Genomic DNA, 21563 nt, shown 5'->3' with positions numbered 1-21563 from the left:
TGCAGGTCAGCGTCCAAGGCTGCCAGCAGCGGCGATGATCTCCGCCGCGGTCGGGAAGATGGAGAGGCTGTTCGGTCCGTCGAGCGCCTCGATTTGTGCCCAGCCGATGGTGCCGTTCGCATTGACCAGGAAGTGCCCGACGAGCTGGGTAGCGTGGTTCGCGAAGATCGCATTATCGGCTTCGTCAAGCTCGAAGCCGTCCTTGGCGTTGAGGACCGTGTTGGCTTCCATGGGGTGCAGCGGTTCCGGCAGCTCGCCAGTGGGGTTGATACGTGCCGCCTGAAACTGCGCCATCGTTGCACCATAGGGCCATTCGGGCTGCTCGCAGCTCCCTTCGGGCAGGAACTCGCCATGCGGCACACCGTAAGCCTGATGCGTGCGGCAGTCCGGGTCACACAGAAGCGTTATCGGCGTCGGCCGGTGGCGGAAATACAGGCGCGCACGTTCCACCGGCGTGTTGATAACAGCCACGGTCTCCACCCCGGCGGCACGCAGGGTCGGCTGTACGCTGGCAAGCTGTTCTAACTGGCGCCGGCAGAACGGACAGTGCAGCCCGCGAAAGAACCCGATCACGAACGGGCGACCGCTCAAGTCGGCGAAAGAGACCGTTCCCTCGAAGTTGGCCGTGGGTAGTGCGAATGCGKGGGCGGTTTCTCCTGGTTGCAGCGGGCGTTTCTGGTCTCCCATGGAATAATTCCTTTGTCGTATCGTCTAGGGGGACGACCGAAATTTAACTATAACACTTGTCGCAAGAAGGCCCAGCGTTGGATGTTGAGATCGCCGAACGTGGTTCGGCATGCCACTTGCCGCTCTGACCGGCGTCGAAGTGACCCTTTCATTGAACCGCCTGACGTCGTCGAGAGCTTGCCGGTATCGATCGCCGCTCCTATCTTATTTAGAACAGACTAATGGAGCAGCGAGATGGCGGAACTTGTGGCCGACACTCTATTCGACAAGACGATCGAAATCATTCCACCGGAAGACACAAAAGAACAGCCCGACAGTCGTGCTTGCCTTTGCTGCAAGCGCCGGCGGCGGTGGATGGACGATGACGGCTGCGGCATCTGTGAGGAATGCCTGGCCTCGTGATCGACGCAAGAAGGGCACAATGCGATGGTAGTCCGTAGCGCCGGACTTCTGATATATCGGCGCCTTTGCAAGGACATCGAAGTCCTTCTCGTCCATCCGGGCGGTCCTTTCTGGGCTAGGAAAGACGAGGCTGCCTGGTCGATCCCGAAGGGGTTGATCGAGCCTGGAGAAGATGAGCTCGCGGCGGCAATCAGGGAGACTGCCGAAGAGCTGGGTGTAGCGGTCGATGGCAGGTTCACCCCGTTGGGCGAATACGGGCAACCTGGCGGAAAGATAGTTGTCGCGTGGTCGATCGAAGCTGATCCGGTACTGGACGTGAATGTGATACAGAGTTCCGAATTTCAAATGGAATGGCCGCCACGGTCCGGCCAAGTAAAAAGCTTTCCGGAGGTCGATCGCGCCGGGTGGTTTTCCCTAGCCGACGCAGCCATAAAGCTCTTGAAAGGCCAGCGACCAATACTTGCCGGTCTCCTGAAGCATCTGGAATGATCGGCCGAAGTTCGTTGAGCCGTCCCCATCTCGCTGCACTTATGCATGAGGTGCGCGGCAGCCATGAGTTGCTTCTGAAGACAGCAATCCTATCTGACAGTCACCGCCATGTGACTGAAATGGAGAAATTGGCGCAGCGATCCGCCTTGGGCACGCGCGAGGAGATAATCATGAACGGCATTTCCAAAACCCTGAACGACATGACGCTTATCGAACGCTCGAGCCTGCTCGACACCGTCGCCGACGCTTTGGAAGCAACGGCCGAGGAAGCAGAAGGTGAGGGCGATACCCGCTTCGTCGCCAACTCCATCTGCGTCGCAAATACGATTCGCGGACTATCCGGCGATCTCACGCCGCGCGATCTGCAGGCGGCCGAGTTGCTGCTTGAGCAGGGCATCATGCTCGTCCACCAGTTCTCGAACAGGACGAAGCCAAGGGAAGTGATCCACTAAAGCGCGCCGCAATCTTCCGAATTCGCTCCTCGCACTTTAGGTCTTCATTTCCAACACATGTCATTATCGCAAGACGGCTGCGCAGTTTGTGCGGCATGCTTCAGCTTGGCAGTCGTCCTTTCCGCGTGAAAGCGTTTTCAGTCTTGCGAATTGACGCCAGTGGGCAAGGGCGGTCCGGCAAGCAATTCGCTCCGTCAGTGTGGACGGTGACTGATGGATTGAGATAAAGCCGTTATTCGCGTCACGGATAATGGATGCTGCCGGCCCTTAGTGGGACGCGGTCTACGGCGCGGCAAACGCTGGGCGCCCGGAGATTGGCAAACACGCCAGGAAGGCTCTTGTTTCTCATGGATTGCCGGTTCAACGCGCAGCTGTATCGAATGGCCGATATAGCAGGGTTTGCGTTTGTTCGATCGGGAGAAGCGTGATGCAGCCCGGTCGCACAGGCCTTGCCGTATGCATGATGGTGGCCGCCGCCTTTTTAAATAGTCTCGACGCAGTCATCGTACGTTTGCTGGCTGGCGACGTGCATCCATTGATGATCGGCTTTTTCCGGTCGTTTTTCGGACTTCTTGTCGTCACGCCCTGGATCGTGTCACGGGTCGACCTGAAAGCCTCACCCTATCGTGTTCTGCATGTCCTGCGTGCGGGGCTTAAGCTTGCCTCATTGGTTGCTTTGTTCGTCGCCTTTGCACACGCGCCACTCGCCGATGCCACGGCGATCAATTTCACCATGCCCATGTTTCTCGTTCTCGGTGCGTGGCTTGTGCTCAAGGAACGTGTCGGCCTGTCCAGCGTAATTGGCATTGTCGCGGGCTTCGTCGGCGTCATGATCATCATTCGCCCCGGAGCGTCCGGTTTCGATCAGTGGCTGCTTTTTGCACTGGCAGGGGCGGTCCTGACGGCGGCCAGCCAATTGATGCTGCGGCKGATGGCATTGAGGGATAGTGCCGACCGGCTGGTTGCATGGAATCTGATAACGACGGTGCCGCTTGGCGTGATCGTCATGCTGCCGGTCTGGTCAATGCCGACCTGGAGCCAACTTGGGCTGCTTGCTGTGCAAGGAGCCCTCGGCGCACTCAACATGACGCTGATCACACGTGCCTTCGGTATGGCGCCTGCGAGCGTTCTGGCGCCGCTCGATTTTCTCCGGCTGCCTGTGGTGGCCCTCATGGCCCTCTCATTTTTCTCGGAAGTTCCTGCTGCACAAATGTGGATCGGTGCGGCGATCATCATTGGCGCAGCCATTATTGGAACCCGCGGCATGACATGGCGACACAAGCCACCCGTCGATAAACCTTGATCATTTTCGGGGTTCACAAAAATTTTAGATACACTAATATTTCAGTTATAGCGACTGGTCGTCGCGCTATGCCTGCTRCCGGAGGGGTATGACAGGCGGCTGCGGCACGAGCGAAGACGAAACCGGACATCAGGGCCCGTAAGGGTTTCACGCGGGAGGAGTGGCATGAAGAGTTTCATCGGTAAACGCGCGATCGCCAGTGGCGTGTCGCTCGTGGTGCTTATCGTCATCGTGTTCTTCCTCTCCCGACTGACGGGCGATCCGACCGACCTCTATCTGCCGATTGATGCGACCACGGAAATGCGCCAGCAATTCCGTGAGATGAACGGTTTCAACGATCCGCTGATCATGCAGTTCGGCCGTTATGTCTCGGATCTTGCCCAAGGCAATTTCGGTCAGTCACTGCGACAGGCCCGTCCTGCCATGGATGTCGTGCTGGAGGCATTCGTCTGGACCTTCTGGCTGGCTGTCATCACCATGGTGCTGGTCACGATCGCCGCGATCGTCATCGGTTCGCTCGCGGCGTTTCGCGTCGGCGGCGTCTTCGACCGGCTTGCCACCTTCTTCTCGCTGATCGGCGCTGCGGCGCCGGATTTCTGGCTGGCCATCGTGGCAATCGTCATTTTCGCCGTCAAACTGCATGTCCTGCCGACATCGGGAACGGGAACGTTCTGGCACTGGATCCTGCCGGTCAGCGTGCTGTTCATCCGGCCCTTCGGCCTGATCCTGCAGGTGGTCCGCGGCTCGATGATCAGTGTTCTCTCTTCCGCCTATGTGAAGACGGCCCGCGCCAAGGGGGTCGGCTCGAACTCAATCATCTTCATTCATGGACTGCGCAGTGCCATGCTGCCGGTCATCACCGTCATCGGCGACCAGGCTGCCGCCATCTTGAACGGTGCGGTTGTCGTCGAGACGGTGTTTGGCTTTCCGGGCATCGGCAAGCTGATGATCGATTCCATCCTGCTTCGCGATTTTGCCGTCGTACTGGCCGTCATCATGGTCTCGGCGCTGGCGATCTTCATCATGAACCTGTTGATCGACCTCGCTTATGCGCTGCTCGATCCGCGTATCCGGTATTGAGCGATGACGATGACCGACACACAAATCCTCGCCGAGAAAAAACCGAGCGGCCCGACCGGGCGTTGGCTGACGATGCTGTGGGCGGACAAGCTCGCTTTCTTCGCGGCTCTGTTCTTGTTGATCGTTCTTCTCTGTGCGCTGTTTGGCCCGTTCCTGMTGGAGGGCATAGCCACCAAGCAGAACCTGCGGGGCCGAAATGCGCCACCGTTCGATATCACCCGCGGATTGCTTTATGTCCTCGGCGCCGATGCGCTGGGCAGGCCGCTTCTTGCCCGCGTCGTCGTGGCGGCGCAAAACACCATCCTGGTCGCCGCGGCAGCCGTGTTCGCATCATCTTTCGTCGGTACGGCGCTCGGTCTGGTCGCAGGTTACAGCCGCTCTTCCGCAGCTCAATGGATCATGCGCCTTGGCGATGTCATCATGTCCTTTCCGTCGCTGCTTCTGGCGGTGATCGTGCTCTACATGCTCGAACCCTCGGTCACCAATATCGTCCTCGTCCTGGCGATCACCCGCATTCCCATCTATCTGCGCACCACACGTGCCGAAGTGCTGGAAGTGCGCGAGCGGATGTTCGTGCAGGCGGCGAAGGTCATGGGAGCATCGTATTGGCGCATTGTCTTCCATCATATCCTGCCAGTGATCTTCCCCACGCTGGTGACCATCGCGACGCTGGATTTCGCCTTCGTCATGCTGGCGGAATCCTCGCTGTCGTTCCTTGGCATCGGCATTCAGGCGCCGGAGATCACCTGGGGTCTCATGGTTGCACAAGGACGACCCTATCTCACCAATGCCTGGTGGCTTTCCTTCTGGCCGGGCCTTGCAATCATTCTGACGACGCTGTCGCTGAACCTTCTGTCGAATTGGCTGCGCATCGCGCTCGATCCGACACAACGCTGGCGCCTTGAAATGAGGGGCAGGAAAAATGGCTGAACATCTTTTGGAAGTGCGTGACCTCTCGGTCGAGTTCCACACCGCCAGCGGGACCCTCAAGGCGGTGCAGGATGTCAGCTGGCATCTCGATCGCGGCGAGACACTGGCGATCCTCGGGGAAAGCGGTTCGGGCAAGTCCGTGTCGGCCTCGGCGATCATGAACCTGATCGACATGCCACCCGGCAAGATCACCAGCGGTACCATTCTCCTCAATGGGCGCGACATGCTGAAAATGACGCCCGAGGAGCGGCGCTCGATCAACGGCGCCAAGATCGCCATGATCTTTCAGGACCCGCTCGCCCATCTCAATCCGGTCTATCCGGTCGGCTGGCAAATCACCGAAATGATGACGACGCATGGTCAGTCGGCGGAGCGTGCCGGTGCGAGGGCGCTCGAATTGATCGGCCGTGTCGGCATAACCGATCCGCAGGCGGCGATGCGAAAATATCCGTTCCAGTTCTCCGGCGGACAGCGGCAGCGACTGATGATCGCCATGGCGATCGCCTGCAAGCCCGATATCCTGATTGCCGATGAACCCACCACCGCTCTTGATGTTACGGTGCAGGCGCAGGTGCTCGAACTTCTGCAGGAGCTGCAGCAGGAAACCGGAATGGGCCTGTTGCTGATCACCCACGATTTGGGCGTCGTTGCCGAGATCGCCGACCGGGTCGTGGTGATGAATTCCGGCTGCGTCGTCGAAACCGGCAATGCGGCCGAAGTCTATCGCAACCCGCAGAACGCCTATACCAAGAAGCTGATAGCCGCCGCACCCGGGAAGGGCGCGATGGCGCAGGAGCGTGACCGGCAGGGCGAACCGCTGCTGCGCGCCATCGGCTTGAAGAAGAGTTTTGGCGCATTCCAGGCGCTGAAGGGCGTGGACTTCGTCATCATGCCCGGCGAAACCGTTGCCGTTGTCGGCGAGAGCGGTTCCGGTAAGTCAACCCTTGCCCGGGCAATCGTTCGGCTCGATGATCCGCAGGAGGGACAGGTTCTCTACCGCGGCAACGATCTGCTTGCGATGACCCCGAGGGAAATATTCGGACTGCGTCGCGATTTGCAGATGGTCTTTCAGGACCCGACCCAGTCACTGAACCCGCGGATGAGCGTGTTCCGGTTGATTTCCGAGGCCTGGGTCATTCACCCGGATATCCTGCCGAAAGCGAGATGGAAGGAGAGAGTGGCCGAGTTGCTGGTCAAGGTTGGCCTGAAACCGGATATGGCCGACAGGTATCCACATCAGTTTTCCGGCGGCCAGCGCCAGCGCATCGCGATCGCCCGGGCGCTCGCGATGGAGCCGAAACTGATCATCTGCGACGAGGCGGTTTCAGCGCTCGACGTATCGATCCAGGCACAGGTGATTGCCTTGCTTGAGGGCCTGCGTCGCGAATTCGGCCTGTCCTACCTATTCATTGCACACGACCTGCCGGTGGTTCGCGATTTCGCCGATCGTGTCATCGTCATGAAGGCCGGCGAGATTGTCGAGGAGGGTCCGGTGGAACAGATCTTCAACGCACCCTCCCACCCCTACACGCAGGCGCTTCTTGCCGCGAGCCTCGATCCCGATCCGGAGGTCCAAGCCACCCGACGCGCTGCCCGCCACATACAGGAAGGACTCGTTTCCGCATGAAGCCCGATGTCATCGTCGCCTATCCGCTCCGGCCCCGTCAGATGGCGATGCTGGAGGAGACCTACACGCTGCACCGGCTGGATCTTGTCAAAGGCGAAGAGCGGGATGCTCTCCTGCGGAAAGCCGGCCCGATCTCTTCCGCGCTGGTCTGTAACGGCCATGTGACGATTGACGAAGCCCTGCTTTCGAAATTGCCGGCATTAAAGCTTGCCGCCTGTTCTTCGGCTGGCTACGACCAGATGGATGTCGAAGCGATGACACGGCGCGGCATCAAGCTCACCAACACATCCGAGGTGCTGTGCGACGACGTTGCCGACATGGCATTGCTTCTGATGCTGGCGGCACGCCGGCGCCTGCCGGAAGGCGACCGCTATGTGCGCTCCGGCGACTGGGCGCGGAAGGGCATGATGCCGTTGACGACATCGACCTCGGGCAAGAAGGCCGGGATCGTCGGCCTCGGCCGCATAGGGATGGCGATTGCCAAGCGATGCGAAGCTGTCGGGCTGACGGTCGGCTATTATGGGCGGATGAAGAAAGCCGGCAACGATTTTGCCTATTTCGACGCGCCGCTAAAACTGGCGGACTGGGCCGATATCCTGATCGTCGCGACGCCGGGCGGGGCCTCGACCGAAGGATTGATTTCGGCGGACGTGCTGAATGCGCTCGGACCGACGGGCAGCTTCATCAACATTGCCCGGGGCACCGTGGTCGACGAGCCGGCCTTGATTAAGGCCTTGCAGGAAAGGCGGATCGCGTCGGCCGGCATCGATGTCTACCTCGACGAACCCAATCCCGATCCGCGCTTCGCAGCGCTCGACAACGTTGTGCTCTATCCCCATCATGCCAGCGGGACCGAGGAAACGCGCGACAGGATGGCGCAATTGACGGTCGACAACCTTGCCGCCTTCTTCGCAGGCAGGCCGCTGCTGACGCCGGTCAATTGACTCCGGCAAACCCGCGGCGCTGCAGATCAGACGAAATAATCCGGGAACTCCTTCCTGAGGTCTTCCACTTTTGCGACGGTTTGGCTGAGATGCTCACGGATCGCGTCGACTGCACCCTGTTCGTTGCGAGCGGCAATCGCATCGATGATGGCGTGGTGCCCATCGAGAATGCTGACGATCTTGCCCTTCTCGGGCAGATGCAGGCGACGAATACGCTCGAGATGGCCGGACCGCTCGCGGATCAGCTGGTGGAGGCTGCTACGCTTGGCGCCTGCGAACAATGTCTGGTGAAAGAGCTCGTCGAGCTCCTGGAAGATCGCAATCTGATCGGCGTCGTCGGCAACTGCCGCCTGCATCTTGATGATCGACCGGGCGCGGGTGATGACGCTGGGATCCGGGTCCGGATCTGTTGCGAGGCGGCGGCAGACTTCCGTTTCCAGTGCCACGCGAAGGAAATGCGCCTCGTAAATTTGCAGAACGTCGATCCTGGTCACCACAGTGCGGGACTGCGGGTAAATGCGAACCAGACCCTCCTGCTTGAGAAGTTGCAATGCGTCACGGATGGGAGTCTGGCTGACTTCATAAGTCTCGGTGAGCTCGGTGCGCGACAGCGTGGTGTCCGGCGGCAGCTGAATGGTGATGATGCGCTTTCGCAGATCATCATAGACCCGCTGGACCGTACTGCCGGCAACGACCGGAAAGCCGGGCGCGGTCAGGCCGAATGTGGAGGCGAATTGGGAATTCATGTGAGGCATCCTTTTCAGTCCCATTCATAGCTTTGCACGACCTAATGCACAAGAACGCAAACTTTCCATTGATATATATGTCAAACTAAAATATCAGTTGCCAAGGCTGAGATAAACAAGCGAAAAGGTGGGAGAAAGCCGTGACCGCGAGGAAAACCTACGAGCAATTGCGGTCCGCCCGATGGATGCTGCCGGATGATCAGCGCTCGTTCGGCCACCGGTCGCGGACCATGCAGATGGGTTACGCGCCGGAGGATTGGCAGGGAAAGCCGATCATTGCTGTCATCAACACCTGGTCCGATGCCCAGCCGTGCCACATGCATTTCCGTGAACGCGCTGAATGGGTGAAGCGGGGAATTCTTCAGTCGGGCGGGTTCCCCATGGAGCTGCCCGCTCTTTCTCTTTCCGAAAACTTCGTCAAGCCGACCACGATGCTCTATCGCAATATGCTGGCGATGGAGACCGAGGAACTGCTGCGGAGCCATCCTGTTGATGGCGCCGTTCTGATGGGTGGCTGCGACAAGACGACACCAGGCCTTGTCATGGGCGCGGTCAGCATGGGCATTCCCTTCATTTATCTGCCCGCCGGCCCGATGCTGCGCGGCAACTATGCCGGCAAGACGCTGGGCTCCGGTACCGACGGCTTCAAATACTGGGATGAGCGCCGCGCCGGCACGATCACCCACGAGGAGTGGCAGGGCATCGAAGGCGGAATCGCCCGCAGCTATGGCCATTGCATGACCATGGGCACGGCGTCGACGATGACGGCGATCGCAGAGGCCATGGGGTTGACGCTGCCGGGCGCATCCTCGATTCCGGCAGCCGACGCCAACCACCAGCGCATGTCAGCGGCCTGCGGCCGCCGCATCGTCGATATGGTGTGGGAGGATCTGACGCCGGACCAGATCATCACTCCTGCGGCCGTCGACAACGCGGTCACGGTCGCCATGGCGACCGGCTGCTCCACCAATGCGATCATTCACCTGATCGCCATGGCGCGGCGCGCCGGCGTCCCGCTGGAGCTTGATGATCTCGATCGCATCGGTCGCACGACGCCGGTTCTCGCCAACATCCGGCCTTCCGGTTCGACCTACCTGATGGAGGATTTCTTTTATGCGGGTGGCCTGCGCGCCCTGATGAAGCAGCTCGGGGACAAGCTGGATCCCACCGCGATCACCGTGACGGGCAAACCCTTGGTGGATGGCCTCGACCAGGTGAAGATCTACAATGACGACGTTATCCGGCCATTGTCGAACCCGGTCTATCACGAAGGTTCGCTGGCCGTGCTCAAGGGGAACCTGTGTCCCGACGGCGCGGTCATCAAACCAGCGGCCTGCGACCCGAAATTCCACCGCCATTGCGGCCCGGCGCTGGTCGCCGACAGCTATGCGGAGATGAAGAAGATCATCGATGATCCCGACTACCCGCTGACGCCGGAGACGGTTCTCGTGCTCCGCAATGCCGGCCCCCAGGGCGGACCGGGCATGCCGGAATGGGGCATGATCCCGATGCCGAAGGCGCTGTTGAAGCTCGGCCTGCGCGACATGGTGCGCATCTCGGATGCCCGCATGTCCGGAACCAGTTTCGGCGCCTGCGTGCTGCATGTCGCACCGGAATCTTATGTTGGCGGGCCTCTGGCGCTGCTGAGAACGGGGGACATGGTCGAGCTCGATATTCCGGCACGCAGCCTCAATATGCTGGTTTCCGAAGAAGAGATCACAGCGCGGCGGGCCGCCTGGGTGGCGCCGACGCGGCATTACGAGCGCGGTTACGGCTTCATGTTCTCCAGCCATATCGAGCAGGCCGACAAAGGCTGCGACTTTGATTTCCTGACGACGGAATTCGGTGGCAAGACGCCGGAACCGGCCATCAACTGAGGCACCACGATGTTTGATCCCAATCGACGCACGATCCCGGAACAGCCTCCCAAGGCTGGCTTCGCTGCCGGTCCGTCCAAGCTGGACGCCATCCGATCGGTCACCCTGTCGCTCGTCTACCTGCCGTTGGCGCGGCCGATCAGCGATGCCAAGGTGTTGACGGGCCGACAGAAGCCGCTGACGAAGGTGGCCTTTCTGTTTTGCGAGATCGTCTCCGAGGCTGGCCATAGTGGGCTCGGTTTCAGTTACTCGAAGCGGGCAGGCGGACCTGCCCTTTATGCACATGCCTGCGAGCTTGCCGACGACCTGATCGGCGAAGATCCCAACGATACCGCGCGCATCTGGGACAAGCTCTGCTGGGCCGGGGCCTCGGTCGGCCGCTCCGGCATTGCGACCCAGGCAATCGCCGCCATCGACATCTGCCTCTGGGACCTGAAGGCGAAACGCGCCGGCCTGCCGCTTGCAAAACTGCTTGGCGCCCATCGCGACAGTGTCGCCTGCTACAACACCTCCGGTGGCTTCCTGTCATCGAGCGTCGAGGAAATCCGCGATGCCATCGACCACTCGATCGCCTCCGGCATCGGCGGCATCAAGATCAAGGTCGGACAGCCGGACCCGATGATCGACCTTCGCCGGCTTGATGCCGTGACCAGCCATATCGATGGCCGTGTTCCGCTGATGGTCGATGCAAACCAGCAATGGGACCGCACGACGGCGTTGCGCTTCGGCCGGCTGGTCGAACCGCTCAACCTCGAATGGATCGAAGAGCCGCTCGATGCCTATGATGCCGAGGGCCATGCGGCACTGGCACGCGAACTCGCCACGCCGATCGCCACCGGCGAAATGCTGGCCAGCGCCGACGAGCACATGGCGCTGATCCGGGCCGATGCGGTCGACTTCATTCAGCCGGATGCGCCGCGGGTCGGCGGCATCACGCCCTTTCTGCGCATCTGCACGCACGCCGAGGCGAAACGCATGCGCCTGGCGCCACATTTCGCCATGGAAATCCATCTGCACCTGGCAGCCGCCTATGCGCATGAGCCATGGGTAGAGCATTTCGATTGGCTGGCGCCGCTGTTCAACGAACAACTCGAGATCAAGGACGGCCGAATGATCGTGCCGGCCCGTCCGGGGCTTGGTTGCAGCCTGACGGGCAAAGCCCGTGACTGGACCGTGGAAACGTGCAGCTTCGGCGTCTGAATTGGAACGAGGAGAAGGAAATATGAACCCCGCAACCCGTGAAAAGCTGATGGGCGTCTCCGTCGCGACGCTCTGTTCGGCACTGTTCAAGCGCGGCCTGAGAAACCAGACGGTCCAGGATGTTCGGCCGGTGCAGCCGAAGGGCCGCAATATGGTGGGACCGGCCTTCACGCTGCGTTACATGCCGGCGCGCGAGGACCGCAATGCGATGAACGTCTTTCGGAACCCGAAACATCCGCAACGGCTTGCCATCGAGACTTGCCCGGAAGGCTCTGTTCTGGTGATGGACAGCCGCAAGGATCCGCGCGCGGCCTCTGCCGGCGACATCCTGATTACCCGCCTGATGATGCGCGGCGGCGCCGGCGTCGTCACCGATGGCGGCTTCCGGGACGCCATGACGATCGGTGGTCTCGATATTCCCGCCTATCACAATCGTCCCTCCAGCCCGACGAACCTGACGCTCCACGAGGCAATCGACATCAATGTGCCGATAGGCTGTGGCGATGTGGCGGTCTTCCCGGGCGACGTCCTTGTGGGCGACGATGACAGYGTGATCGTCATCCCTGCCGAGATCGCCGACGAGATCGCCGATGAAGCGGTAGAGATGACCGCTTACGAGGATTTCGTCACCGAGCGCGTCAAGCAAGGTCACACGATCATTGGCCTCTACCCGGCCACCGACGAAAGCAATCTGACGCTCTTTGCCGAATGGCGGGAGGTGAATGGCCGCTAGAGCATGATGCCGAAAAGTGTAAGCGGTTTTCGGACGACATGATGCTCTCACTATATAATTTATAACAGGATTCAGATTTTAGGCCGACCTGGCCTAAAATCATCCTGTTCTAAGGCGGCGCACCTTAGACAACACTTCACGCATCAGGACGGAGCGAGGCTCCGCCAAGGAGAATAACAATGAGCTGGACCCCTTCAGGCAGGCATTTCATCGCTGGCGAGTGGATCGCCGGAACGACGACATTTCGGTCCGAGCCGGCGCATGGGCAGGCACATGACTTTGCCGTCGGCACAACGGAACTCGTCGACCGCGCCTGCCGCGCCGCCGAAGCTGCTTTTGCAGCATTTTCGGCAACGACACGCGAGGAGCGGGCCATTTTCCTTGAGGCAATCGCCGAGGAGATCGACAAGCGCGGCGAGGCCGTCACCCTCATCGGAACGCAGGAAACCGGGCTTCCGGAGGGCCGGCTGAACGGCGAACGCGCTCGCACCACCGGCCAGCTCAGATTGTTTGCCGACCATATCCGCAAGGGGGCGCATCTCGACGCCCGCGTCGATGCGGCGCAACCCGATCGGCAACCGGCGCCGCGGCCCGAGATCCGTCTGGTCCAACGGCCGATCGGCCCCGTCGCCGTCTTCGGCGCCTCGAATTTTCCGCTGGCATTCTCGACGGCCGGCGGCGATACGGCAGCAGCACTTGCCGCGGGCTGCCCGGTCGTGGTGAAGGGACATTCAGCCCATCCCGGCACAGGTGAGATCATTGCCGAGGCGATCGCAGCCGCTATCGAGCGCACTGGAATGCCGGCCGGCGTCTTCAGCCTGATCCAGGGGGGGCGCCGTGATGTCGGAACGGCGCTGGTGACGCATCCGGCCATCAAAGCCGTTGGCTTTACCGGCTCGCTTGCCGGCGGTCGTGTGCTCTTCGACCTTTGCGCCCAGCGCCCTGAGCCGATCCCCTTTTTCGGGGAACTCGGCAGCGTTAATCCGATGTTCCTGCTGCCGGCCGCTACCGCCGCGAGGGCAGAGGCAATCGGTTCCGGCTGGGCCGGTTCACTGACGCTTGGTGCCGGCCAGTTCTGCACCAACCCCGGTATCGCCGTCGTCGTCGACGGGCCGGAGGCGGACAGGTTCACCAGTGCTGCCAAGTCGGCTCTTGAGAAGGTGGCGCCGCAGACCATGCTGACCAAAGGCATCGCAACGGCCTATCACGAAGGTGTCGACCGGATGCGGGCAAGCAATGCCGTCGCGCCGGTTCTCGCTGCAGAGAGTGCCGGCCGCGACGCAGCGCCGAGCCTGTTCGAGACCAACGGCGCGGCCTGGCTTGCCGATCACTCGCTCAGCGAGGAGGTGTTCGGGCCTCTCGGCCTCGTCGTACGCGTCGGCTCGCCTAAAGAGATGGTCGCCCTTGCCGAAAGCTTTCAAGGACAGCTGACCGCGACGATCCATATGGACGACGCCGATCTTGGCCTTGCCCGCGACCTGCTGCCGATCCTCGAAAGGAAGGCGGGCAGATTGCTGGTCAATGGCTTCCCAACCKGCGTCGAGGTTGTCGATTCCATGGTGCATGGCGGACCCTACCCGGCCTCGACCAATTTCGGCGCGACCAGCGTCGGGACCATGTCGATCCGCAGGTTTCTGCGCCCCGTCGCCTATCAGAATTTCCCCGCCGACCTGCTGCCGCAAGACCTGCGCAGCTGAAATCGAGGAGTGCCAAATTGATCGCCCCGACGGAACTTCGCGAGATCATTCGCAACGGCCTGCTGTCCTTTCCCGTCACTCCTTTCGATGCCGATGACCGGTTTGCCGCCAAGCCGTTTTCAGCGCATCTGGAATGGCTGTCATCCTATCCCGTTGCCGGCCTGATCGTTGCCGGCGGCACCGGTGAGCTGTTCTCGCTGACACCGGGTGAGGTGGTTGAGGTGGTAAAGGCCGCCCGCGCCGTATCCGGCGATGCGCCTGTTATTGCCGGATGCGGCTACGGCACGCGGATTGCCTGCGACATGGCGCGCGAGATCGAGGCGGCAGGTGGCGACGGCATTCTGCTGCTGCCGCATTACCTGACCGAGGCGCCGGCAGATGGCATTGCCGCGCGTGTACGGGCCGTCTGCAAGGCCACCAATATGGGCGTTATCGTTTATAATCGTGGCCAGGCGCGGGTTTCGGCCGAGCAGCTTGCTCAGCTTGCCGACGAATGCCCAAATCTGATCGGCTTCAAGGACGGTACCGGTGATATCGATACGGTGCGCCGCGTCACGATCGCGCTCGGGGACCGGCTTTCCTATATTGGTGGCATGCCGACGCATGAACTGTTTGCCCAGGCCTATCGCGGCGCCGGCATGCCGACCTATTCCTCGGCGGTCTTCAATTTCGTGCCCGAAACGGCACTGAAGTTCCACAAGGCATTCCTCGCCGGTGACGACGGGGCCTGTGAACAGATGCTGCGCGATTTCTACTATCCCTTTGCCCGTATTCGCGATCGCAAGGCCGGTTATGCGGTTTCCGCCGTCAAGGCAGGCGTGCGTTTGCGCGGCTTTGAGGCGGGACCGGTGCGGGCTCCGCTGACGGATCTCACCGACGAGGAAGTCGAGATGATGCGCGAACTGATTGCTTCGGTAAGGTAAAAATTCGCGTCCTAGCCAAGGTTGAAGGCTCCGCGCTTCGGAGCGCCAAGGTTGAATGCCAGCGTAGGCTAGTATATTAGTGCACTTGTGCTTTAGAGAACTACTGAGGAGATAGATGCCGGAGCACCGGAAACGGGACGCAGTTCACTGTGAGGAGCGCCAAAGGCGCATGGGAGGAGAACGAAATGAAATTGCATTTGTTAGCTGCCTGCTTTTCAACCACGGTGCTTGCGCTGAGCGCCGGCTCGGCTCACGCTGAGGATGCCAAGAGCAACGTCAGCGTTGTGCTTGCCGAAACCGTCGATGTCGTCGAGCCCTGTATGGCAGCGCGCCAGGACGTCGGCCGGGTCATTTCTGAAAACGTCAACGAGATGCTGGTGGAATTCGACTACGTCAATGGCGGCCTCAAACCCCGCCTGGCGACGGAATGGTCGAAGATCGACGACGACACCTGGGAGTTCAAGCTGCGCCCGAATGTCAAATGGCACGATGGCAAACCGTTCACCGCTAAAGATGTCCAGTTCACCATCGAGCGCAACAAGAACAAGAAGCTCAGCTGTGAGACCGGCGGCAAATATTTCGGCGGCACGGAGTTCAGCTTCGAGACGCCGGATGCCAACACGATCCGGATTACGACAAAGCCGGCGCAACCGATTCTTCCGCTTCTGATGTCGGTGATGGCTGTGGAACCGGCCGATGCGACGCCAGCAAACGAATTCACCCGCAAGCCGATTGGCACCGGCCCCTATACGTTCGACAAATGGGATATCGGCCAGTCGATCGTGCTGAAGCGTAACCCGGAATATTGGGGGGAAAAGCCGCAGGTGGAACAGGCGACCTATCTGTTCCGCTCCGACAGCGCCGTTGCTGCCGCCATGGTCGATGCCGGCGAAGCCGATATCGTTCCGGCCGTCTCCGTGCAGGATGCCACCAACAAGGAAACCGATTTCGCCTATCCCAATTCCGAAACGACATCGCTGCGCATCGATACGCGCGCAGCACCGCTTAATGATCGGCGCATCCGCGAAGCGATGAACCTCGCCATCGATCGTCAGGCAATGCTCGGAACGCTGTTCCCCGAACAGGCGAAGATCGCAACACAGCTCGTCGTGCCCACAACGATCGGCTACAATGCCGATATCCCCGCCTGGCCCTATGATCCCGAAAAAGCAAAGGAACTGGTGGCAGCAGCGAAAGCTGACGGCGTCCCGGTCGATCGCGAAATCCGCATCATCGGTCGCAACGGGCAATATCCCAACGCCACCGAAGCGATGGAAGCGATCATGGCGATGCTTCAGGACGTCGGCTTGAACGTAAAGCTCGACATGTATGACGTTTCCGTGTGGAACGGCTACTTCGTTGCACCCTTTGTCGCCGATTCCGGTCCGACGCTGACCCAGTCGCAGCACGACAATGCCACCGGCGATCCCGTCTTCACCGCATTCGTGAAATACGCGACCGACGGCTCGCACTCCATGGTTCGCGATCCCGCCGTCGACGCGCTGATCGCCAAGGCGACGTCTGCCACCGGCGACGAGCGCACAAAACTCTGGAAGGAGCTTTTCGCCAAGGTGAACACCGAAATCATCGCCGACATCCCGATGTTTCACATGGTCGGTTTCACCCGCGTCTCGCCGCGTCTCGACTTCAAGCCGACGATCGCGACGAATTCCGAACTGCAGCTGTCGCAGATCCGCTTCAAGTAAGCCGGTATGCCGCACTTAACCACGGGCCGCCGCGAACAGCGGCCCGTGCTTTCCATGACGTGAGGGAGAAATGCCGATGCCCCTGATTGACCGCATTGCCCTGACTCAATTCGCAAAGCAGATATTGACCCGCGCCGGCATGGAGGCCGACAAGGCCGAAACGACTGCCACCGTCCTGGTGGAAGGCGACATGATCGGCCACGATACCCATGGCGTCAGTCTTTTGAACTGGTATGTCGAGGCGTTGGAAGACGGCTCGCTGGCAAAGTCCGGCAGCTATGAGGTCGTCAATGACCGCGGCGCAGCCTTTGTTTGGGACGGCAAATCCCTGCCGGGCGCATGGCTGCTGACGAAGGCGATCGAGCAGGCCTGCGAACGGGTCGGCGATCATGGCGTCGTCACCGCCGCGATCCGCAACTGCCACCATACCTGCGCGCTTTCAGCCTTCATGCGGCAGGTGACCGAACGGGGCCTCATCGTACAGCTGTCGGTCTCGCATCCCGCGGCGAGCCGCGTTGCGCCCTATGGCGGCACGAAGCCGCTTCTGACGCCCAACCCGATGGCGGCCGGATTCCCGACATCTCAGGATCCGATCCTGATCGACGTCTCGGCCTCGATCACCACCACGACCATGACGCAAAACCTGGCGAAGGCCGGCAAGAAATTTCCTGAGGCCTGGGCTTTCACCGCCGCAGGCGAGCCGACCGATGATCCGCGCGAGGTGACCGAACGTGGTGGGACGATGATGCCTCTCGGCGGCCAGTTGAAGGGGCACAAGGGCTTTGGGCTCGGGCTGATCGTCGAATTGCTGGGGCAGGGGCTTTCCGGCAAGGGACGGGCGAACGCGCCGTCCGGCATCTTTTCGCAAAGCGCTTTCCTTCAGATCATCGACCCCGCCTTTTTCGCCGGGCTGGATGCCTTTACAATGCAGTCTGACTTTCTCGCCTCTGCATGCCGGAGCAATCCTCCCGCGCCTTGGAACAATGGCCCCGTCCGCATGCCGGGTGATAGCGCAGCGCGAAGGCGCCGCTCGGCGTTGGAAGAGGGCGTGCCGGTCGGCGACGTGGCTTGGGCGAAGCTCTGTAAACATGCCGAGATCGCAGGATTGCCAGTTCCAGACGTCGCTGCGTGAGGCGCTAGCCCCGCTTTCATAAGCGCGCTTTTCCCCCGAAGCTCGCCAGACAAACGCCCTGATGGAACTTCCAGCTGCCAGCCGGCATTTCGCTGTCGGGGCTGCTTTCGGGAACGACCATGGCCAGTGATAAACTATCGACCTATCGGTCGAAGCGCGACTTTCAAAAGACGGCGGAGCCGAGCGGCGATACGCAGCTCGCCCGTAGCAATCGCCGTCGCTTCGTCATCCAGAAACATGATGCCACCCGGCTGCACTACGACATGCGGCTCGAGCTCGATGGCGTCTTTAAATCCTGGGCTGTCACGAAAGGCCCATCCCTCGACCCGCACGACAAGCGGCTGGCAGTTGAGGTCGAGGATCATCCGCTCGATTATGGCGATTTCGAAGGCACCATTCCGAAAGGTCAGTACGGCGGCGGCACGGTCATGCTCTGGGATCGGGGCTATTGGGAACCGGAAGGAAATAAGAGCCCGGAGCAGGCGCTGGCAAAAGGTGACTTCAAGTTTACGCTGGAAGGCAAGCGCCTGCACGGCGGCTTCGTGCTGGTGCGCATGCGCAATGATCGCAACGGCGGCAAGCGGACAAATTGGCTGCTGATCAAACACCACGATGAGTTCTCTGTCGAAAACAATGGTGAAGCGATCCTGGAGGAGAATGACACCTCGGTTGCCTCCGGCCGTACCATGGAGATGATTGCCGCCGGCAAGGGCCGAAAGCCCAAGCCTTTCATGGTCGAGGGCGGCGATGTTCAGGCTGATGCGGTCTGGGATAGCAACCGCGGACTGGCTGCCGAAGAGCGAAAAGAGGACGCCAGAGCCGGCCGGAAATCGAAACCGGCCACCACGGTCGATCTGCCGGATTTCATTGCGCCGCAGCTCTGCCAGACCCTGGAGCGTCCGCCCGCCGGCACAGGTTGGATTCACGAGATCAAGTTCGACGGCTACCGGATCCAGTTGCGTGCGCTGGATGGCGAGGCGACGCTGAAGACGAGGAAGGGACTCGACTGGACGGGCAAATATCCCGAGATCGCCGAGGCGGCATCGACACTGCCCGATGCGATCATCGATGGCGAGATCTGCGCCCTCGGCGACAATGGCGCACCGGATTTCGCAGCCCTGCAGGCGGCCCTTTCGGAAGGCAAGACCGGCGAGCTCGTCTATTTCGCATTTGATCTACTCTATGAGGGAGGCGAGGATTTGCGATCTTTGCCGCTCGTCGAGCGCAAGGCGCGGCTTGAAAGCCTACTGTCCGACGCCGGCAATGATCTGCGCATCCGTTTCGTCGAGCATTTCGACACCGGCGGTGATGCAGTTCTCCGGTCTGCCTGCAAGCTCTCACTGGAAGGCATCGTCTCCAAACAGGCGGACGCACCTTATCAATCCGGCCGCACCGAAAGCTGGGCGAAGTCGAAATGCCGCGCCGGCCATGAGGTGGTGATCGGCGCCTATGCCAAGACCAACGGGAAATTCCGATCCCTGTTGGTCGGGGTCTACCGCGGCGATCATTTCGTCTATGTCGGCCGCGTCGGCACCGGCTATGGTGCGAACAAGGTGGAGGCCCTGCTTCCGAAGCTGCGGGCGCTGGAGACGACCAAGTCGCCTTTCACCGGCAACGGCGCGCCGAAGAAAGAGCCGGAGGTTACCTGGCTGAAGCCCGAGCTCGTGGCGGAAATCGAATTCGCGGGCTGGACCGCTGATGGTATTGTCCGGCAGGCCGCCTTCAAGGGACTGCGGGAAGACAAGCCGGCCAGGGAGGTCAGGGCCGAACGGCCGGCAAAGTCCGCACGGACTGACCTGCCGCAGCCGGCGGCGGAGGTGAAGGCCAGGGCGGTTCGCGGAAAAGGCGCCAAGGCCGAGGTCATGGGCGTGCTGATCTCCAATCCGGACAAGCCGCTATGGCCGGATGCCAATGACGGCAAACCCGTCACCAAGGAGGAACTGGCCCGCTACTACGAAGCCGTCGGTTCCTGGCTGATCGAGCACATCAAAGGACGTCCTTGTTCCATCATCCGGACGCCGGACGGGATCGGCGGCGAGCAATTTTTCCAGCGCCATGCGATGCCCGGCACCTCGAACCTTCTCGAACTGGTCAAGGTCTTTGGCGACAAAAAGCCCTATCTGCAGATCGACCGTGTCGAAGGCCTTGCTGCCGTCGCGCAGATCGGCGCCGTCGAGCTGCACCCCTGGAATTGCGAACCGCACAAGCCTGAGGTGCCGGGCCGGCTCGTCTTCGACCTTGATCCAGGTCCGGATGTGCCATTCTCCGCGGTCGTTTCAGCGGCCCGGGAAATGCGGGACCGTCTCGACGCGCTTGGCCTGATCAGCTTTTGCAAGACGACCGGCGGCAAGGGTCTGCACGTTGTCACTCCGCTTGCGATCAACAAGCGCAAGCCGCTTTCGTGGGCGGAAGCAAAGGGCTTTGCGCATGACGTCTGCCAGCAAATGGCGCGCGACAATCCCGAGCTTTATCTGATCAAGATGACGAAGAGCCTGAGGGATGGCCGGATCTTCCTCGACTACCTGCGCAATGACCGCATGGCGACGGCAGTAGCACCTTTGTCGCCGCGTGCCCGGCCCGGTGCCACGGTCTCGATGCCGCTGACCTGGGCACAGGTCAAATCGGATCTGGATCCCAAGCGGTTCACCATCCGCACCGTCCCGGCGCTGCTGTCGAAGTCCTCTGCCTGGGAAAATTACGGTGACGGCAAACGTCCGCTGGAACAGGCGATCAAGCGCCTCGGCAGAATATCCAAAGCGGCTTGAACTCGGTGCTGATGATATCGATTGACCAGGTTGCGGACATGAAGCGTTGACAACCTTCGTAAGCTCAGCTCTACTGGTCCACCAACCGGACCAGTAGAGCCATGGGCGAGGAGGGGAAAGCAATGGATGTCCGAGCGATGCTCGAAGACGACGTTGCAACGCTCGGCGGGGCGCCGAAGACCTCGACGAAAGACTTCGTCGTCCAGAAGATCACAACATTCATTGCAACAGGCATTCTCAAGGTGGGCGATCCGCTGCCAGGTGAGCGCGAACTGGCTTCCGCGCTCTCGGTCAGCCGCGAAACCGTCCGTGGCGCGATCCTCATCCTTTCCACCCGCGGAATCCTCTCCGTTGCGCATGGAATGCGAACCGTGGTGGCATCGGTGGACGTCGGCGAACTGGCTGTCCAAGCTGCGCGGTATCGCGACATTGCGGCCTACAATCTTGACGACGTTCATGAGGCGCGGCTTCTTATCGAAGCACAGGTCGCAAGGGCCGCAGCCGTCAAGATCGAGCCTTCAACGCTTGAGTATCTGCACAAGTCGATTGCAGCACAGGAGGCCGCGTGTGACGATCCTGTCCGTTTTTTGATTTGCGACCGGGAATTTCACACGGCTATCTACCGTTCCAGCGGCAACGCGGTGCTGGCTGATGTGGCCGCCGACCTTTACTCCTATCTGTTGAGCCATCGAAGGCGGGTCGTTTCGCAGCCCGGGAGCATCGCCTCGAGCATTGCCGATCACCGGATGATCCTCGCTGGCTTGGAGACGCGGGATCCTGACGCCGCATCCGCCGCCTTCGCGATCCACGAAACCCGTATTTATACGACGACCAAACTGCTCTTTTCGTAGCGCGCAGCCAGGCGAAGCG

The 21563-nt window shown here is 60.9% G+C and carries 18 protein-coding genes; 16 read left to right on the top strand and 2 right to left on the bottom strand.

The window, feature by feature from the left end; all coding sequences use genetic code 11:
* Positions 1-6: 6 nt before the first annotated feature.
* Complete coding sequence (locus AC1ECN_RS27230; RefSeq protein WP_477954671.1) at positions 7-687, bottom strand: redoxin domain-containing protein; 681 nt, start codon at positions 685-687, stop codon at positions 7-9.
* 426 nt (positions 688-1113) lie between these two features.
* Here AC1ECN_RS27230 and AC1ECN_RS27225 point away from each other — a divergent pair, with 426 nt between their 5' ends.
* The 7 genes from AC1ECN_RS27225 to AC1ECN_RS27195 all read left to right on the top strand — a co-directional run bounded on the left by AC1ECN_RS27225 (position 1114) and on the right by AC1ECN_RS27195 (position 7914).
* Complete coding sequence (locus AC1ECN_RS27225; RefSeq protein WP_130665649.1) at positions 1114-1578, top strand: NUDIX hydrolase; 465 nt, start codon at positions 1114-1116, stop codon at positions 1576-1578.
* A gap of 170 nt (positions 1579-1748) precedes the next feature.
* Positions 1749-2030 carry a hypothetical protein gene (locus tag AC1ECN_RS27220; protein ID WP_026238468.1) on the top strand — a complete coding sequence of 94 codons (282 nt, stop codon included), beginning with the start codon at positions 1749-1751 and terminating at the stop codon, positions 2028-2030.
* A 427-nt stretch (positions 2031-2457) separates the two neighbouring features.
* Positions 2458-3333: a DMT family transporter gene (locus AC1ECN_RS27215; RefSeq protein WP_477954667.1), complete on the top strand. Its 876-nt coding sequence runs from the start codon at positions 2458-2460 to the stop codon at positions 3331-3333.
* A 165-nt stretch (positions 3334-3498) separates the two neighbouring features.
* Entirely contained in the window at positions 3499-4413 is a 915-nt protein-coding gene (locus AC1ECN_RS27210; RefSeq protein WP_130726013.1) for an ABC transporter permease, read from the top strand.
* Between the two features lie 3 nt (positions 4414-4416).
* Positions 4417-5343: an ABC transporter permease gene (locus tag AC1ECN_RS27205; RefSeq protein WP_477954665.1), complete on the top strand. Its 927-nt coding sequence runs from the start codon at positions 4417-4419 to the stop codon at positions 5341-5343.
* The gene (locus tag AC1ECN_RS27200) at positions 5336-6970 is read left to right on the top strand and encodes an ABC transporter ATP-binding protein (protein ID WP_130726011.1); all 1635 of its coding nucleotides are present in this window, start codon (positions 5336-5338) and stop codon (positions 6968-6970) included. Before AC1ECN_RS27205 ends, AC1ECN_RS27200 begins: the two co-directional genes overlap by 8 nt.
* Entirely contained in the window at positions 6967-7914 is a 948-nt protein-coding gene (locus AC1ECN_RS27195; RefSeq protein ID WP_130726010.1) for a 2-hydroxyacid dehydrogenase, read from the top strand. The genes AC1ECN_RS27200 and AC1ECN_RS27195 overlap by 4 nt, the downstream gene beginning before the upstream one ends.
* A gap of 26 nt (positions 7915-7940) precedes the next feature.
* Here AC1ECN_RS27195 and AC1ECN_RS27190 read toward each other — a convergent pair whose 3' ends face one another.
* Positions 7941-8660, bottom strand: a complete 720-nt coding sequence (locus AC1ECN_RS27190) for a GntR family transcriptional regulator (protein WP_018480299.1) — start codon at positions 8658-8660, stop codon at positions 7941-7943.
* A 140-nt stretch (positions 8661-8800) separates the two neighbouring features.
* On the opposite strand from AC1ECN_RS27190, the gene araD reads away from it, so the two are divergent.
* The 9 genes from araD to AC1ECN_RS27145 all read left to right on the top strand — a co-directional run bounded on the left by araD (position 8801) and on the right by AC1ECN_RS27145 (position 21544).
* Positions 8801-10537 carry an L-arabinonate dehydratase gene (gene araD / locus AC1ECN_RS27185; RefSeq protein WP_130676374.1) on the top strand — a complete coding sequence of 579 codons (1737 nt, stop codon included), beginning with the start codon at positions 8801-8803 and terminating at the stop codon, positions 10535-10537.
* 9 nt (positions 10538-10546) lie between these two features.
* Positions 10547-11737, top strand: coding sequence for an L-talarate/galactarate dehydratase (locus AC1ECN_RS27180; RefSeq protein ID WP_164582349.1), 1191 nt, complete (start codon positions 10547-10549; stop codon positions 11735-11737).
* A 22-nt stretch (positions 11738-11759) separates the two neighbouring features.
* The gene (locus AC1ECN_RS27175; RefSeq protein ID WP_130697446.1) at positions 11760-12470 is read left to right on the top strand and encodes a ribonuclease activity regulator RraA; all 711 of its coding nucleotides are present in this window, start codon (positions 11760-11762) and stop codon (positions 12468-12470) included.
* A gap of 179 nt (positions 12471-12649) precedes the next feature.
* Positions 12650-14167 (top strand): aldehyde dehydrogenase (NADP(+)), encoded by a 1518-nt coding sequence (locus tag AC1ECN_RS27170; protein WP_477954662.1) that lies wholly within the window; start codon positions 12650-12652, stop codon positions 14165-14167.
* Positions 14168-14184: 17 nt separating this feature from the next.
* Positions 14185-15090: a 5-dehydro-4-deoxyglucarate dehydratase gene (locus AC1ECN_RS27165; RefSeq protein WP_164582348.1), complete on the top strand. Its 906-nt coding sequence runs from the start codon at positions 14185-14187 to the stop codon at positions 15088-15090.
* A 185-nt stretch (positions 15091-15275) separates the two neighbouring features.
* The gene (locus AC1ECN_RS27160; protein ID WP_130656448.1) at positions 15276-16796 is read left to right on the top strand and encodes an ABC transporter substrate-binding protein; all 1521 of its coding nucleotides are present in this window, start codon (positions 15276-15278) and stop codon (positions 16794-16796) included.
* Positions 16797-16866: 70 nt separating this feature from the next.
* The gene (locus tag AC1ECN_RS27155; protein ID WP_130690039.1) at positions 16867-17928 is read left to right on the top strand and encodes an Ldh family oxidoreductase; all 1062 of its coding nucleotides are present in this window, start codon (positions 16867-16869) and stop codon (positions 17926-17928) included.
* A 119-nt stretch (positions 17929-18047) separates the two neighbouring features.
* Positions 18048-20693 (top strand): DNA ligase D, encoded by a 2646-nt coding sequence (gene ligD, locus AC1ECN_RS27150; protein ID WP_165586432.1) that lies wholly within the window; start codon positions 18048-18050, stop codon positions 20691-20693.
* A 122-nt stretch (positions 20694-20815) separates the two neighbouring features.
* The gene (locus tag AC1ECN_RS27145; protein WP_130665637.1) at positions 20816-21544 is read left to right on the top strand and encodes a FadR/GntR family transcriptional regulator; all 729 of its coding nucleotides are present in this window, start codon (positions 20816-20818) and stop codon (positions 21542-21544) included.
* Positions 21545-21563 lie beyond the last annotated feature (19 nt).

This window comes from Rhizobium sp. 01N447_2, assembly GCF_056399245.1.
Note: the sequence above shows the minus strand (reverse complement) of the source record. Positions and strands in the feature narration are given on the sequence as shown.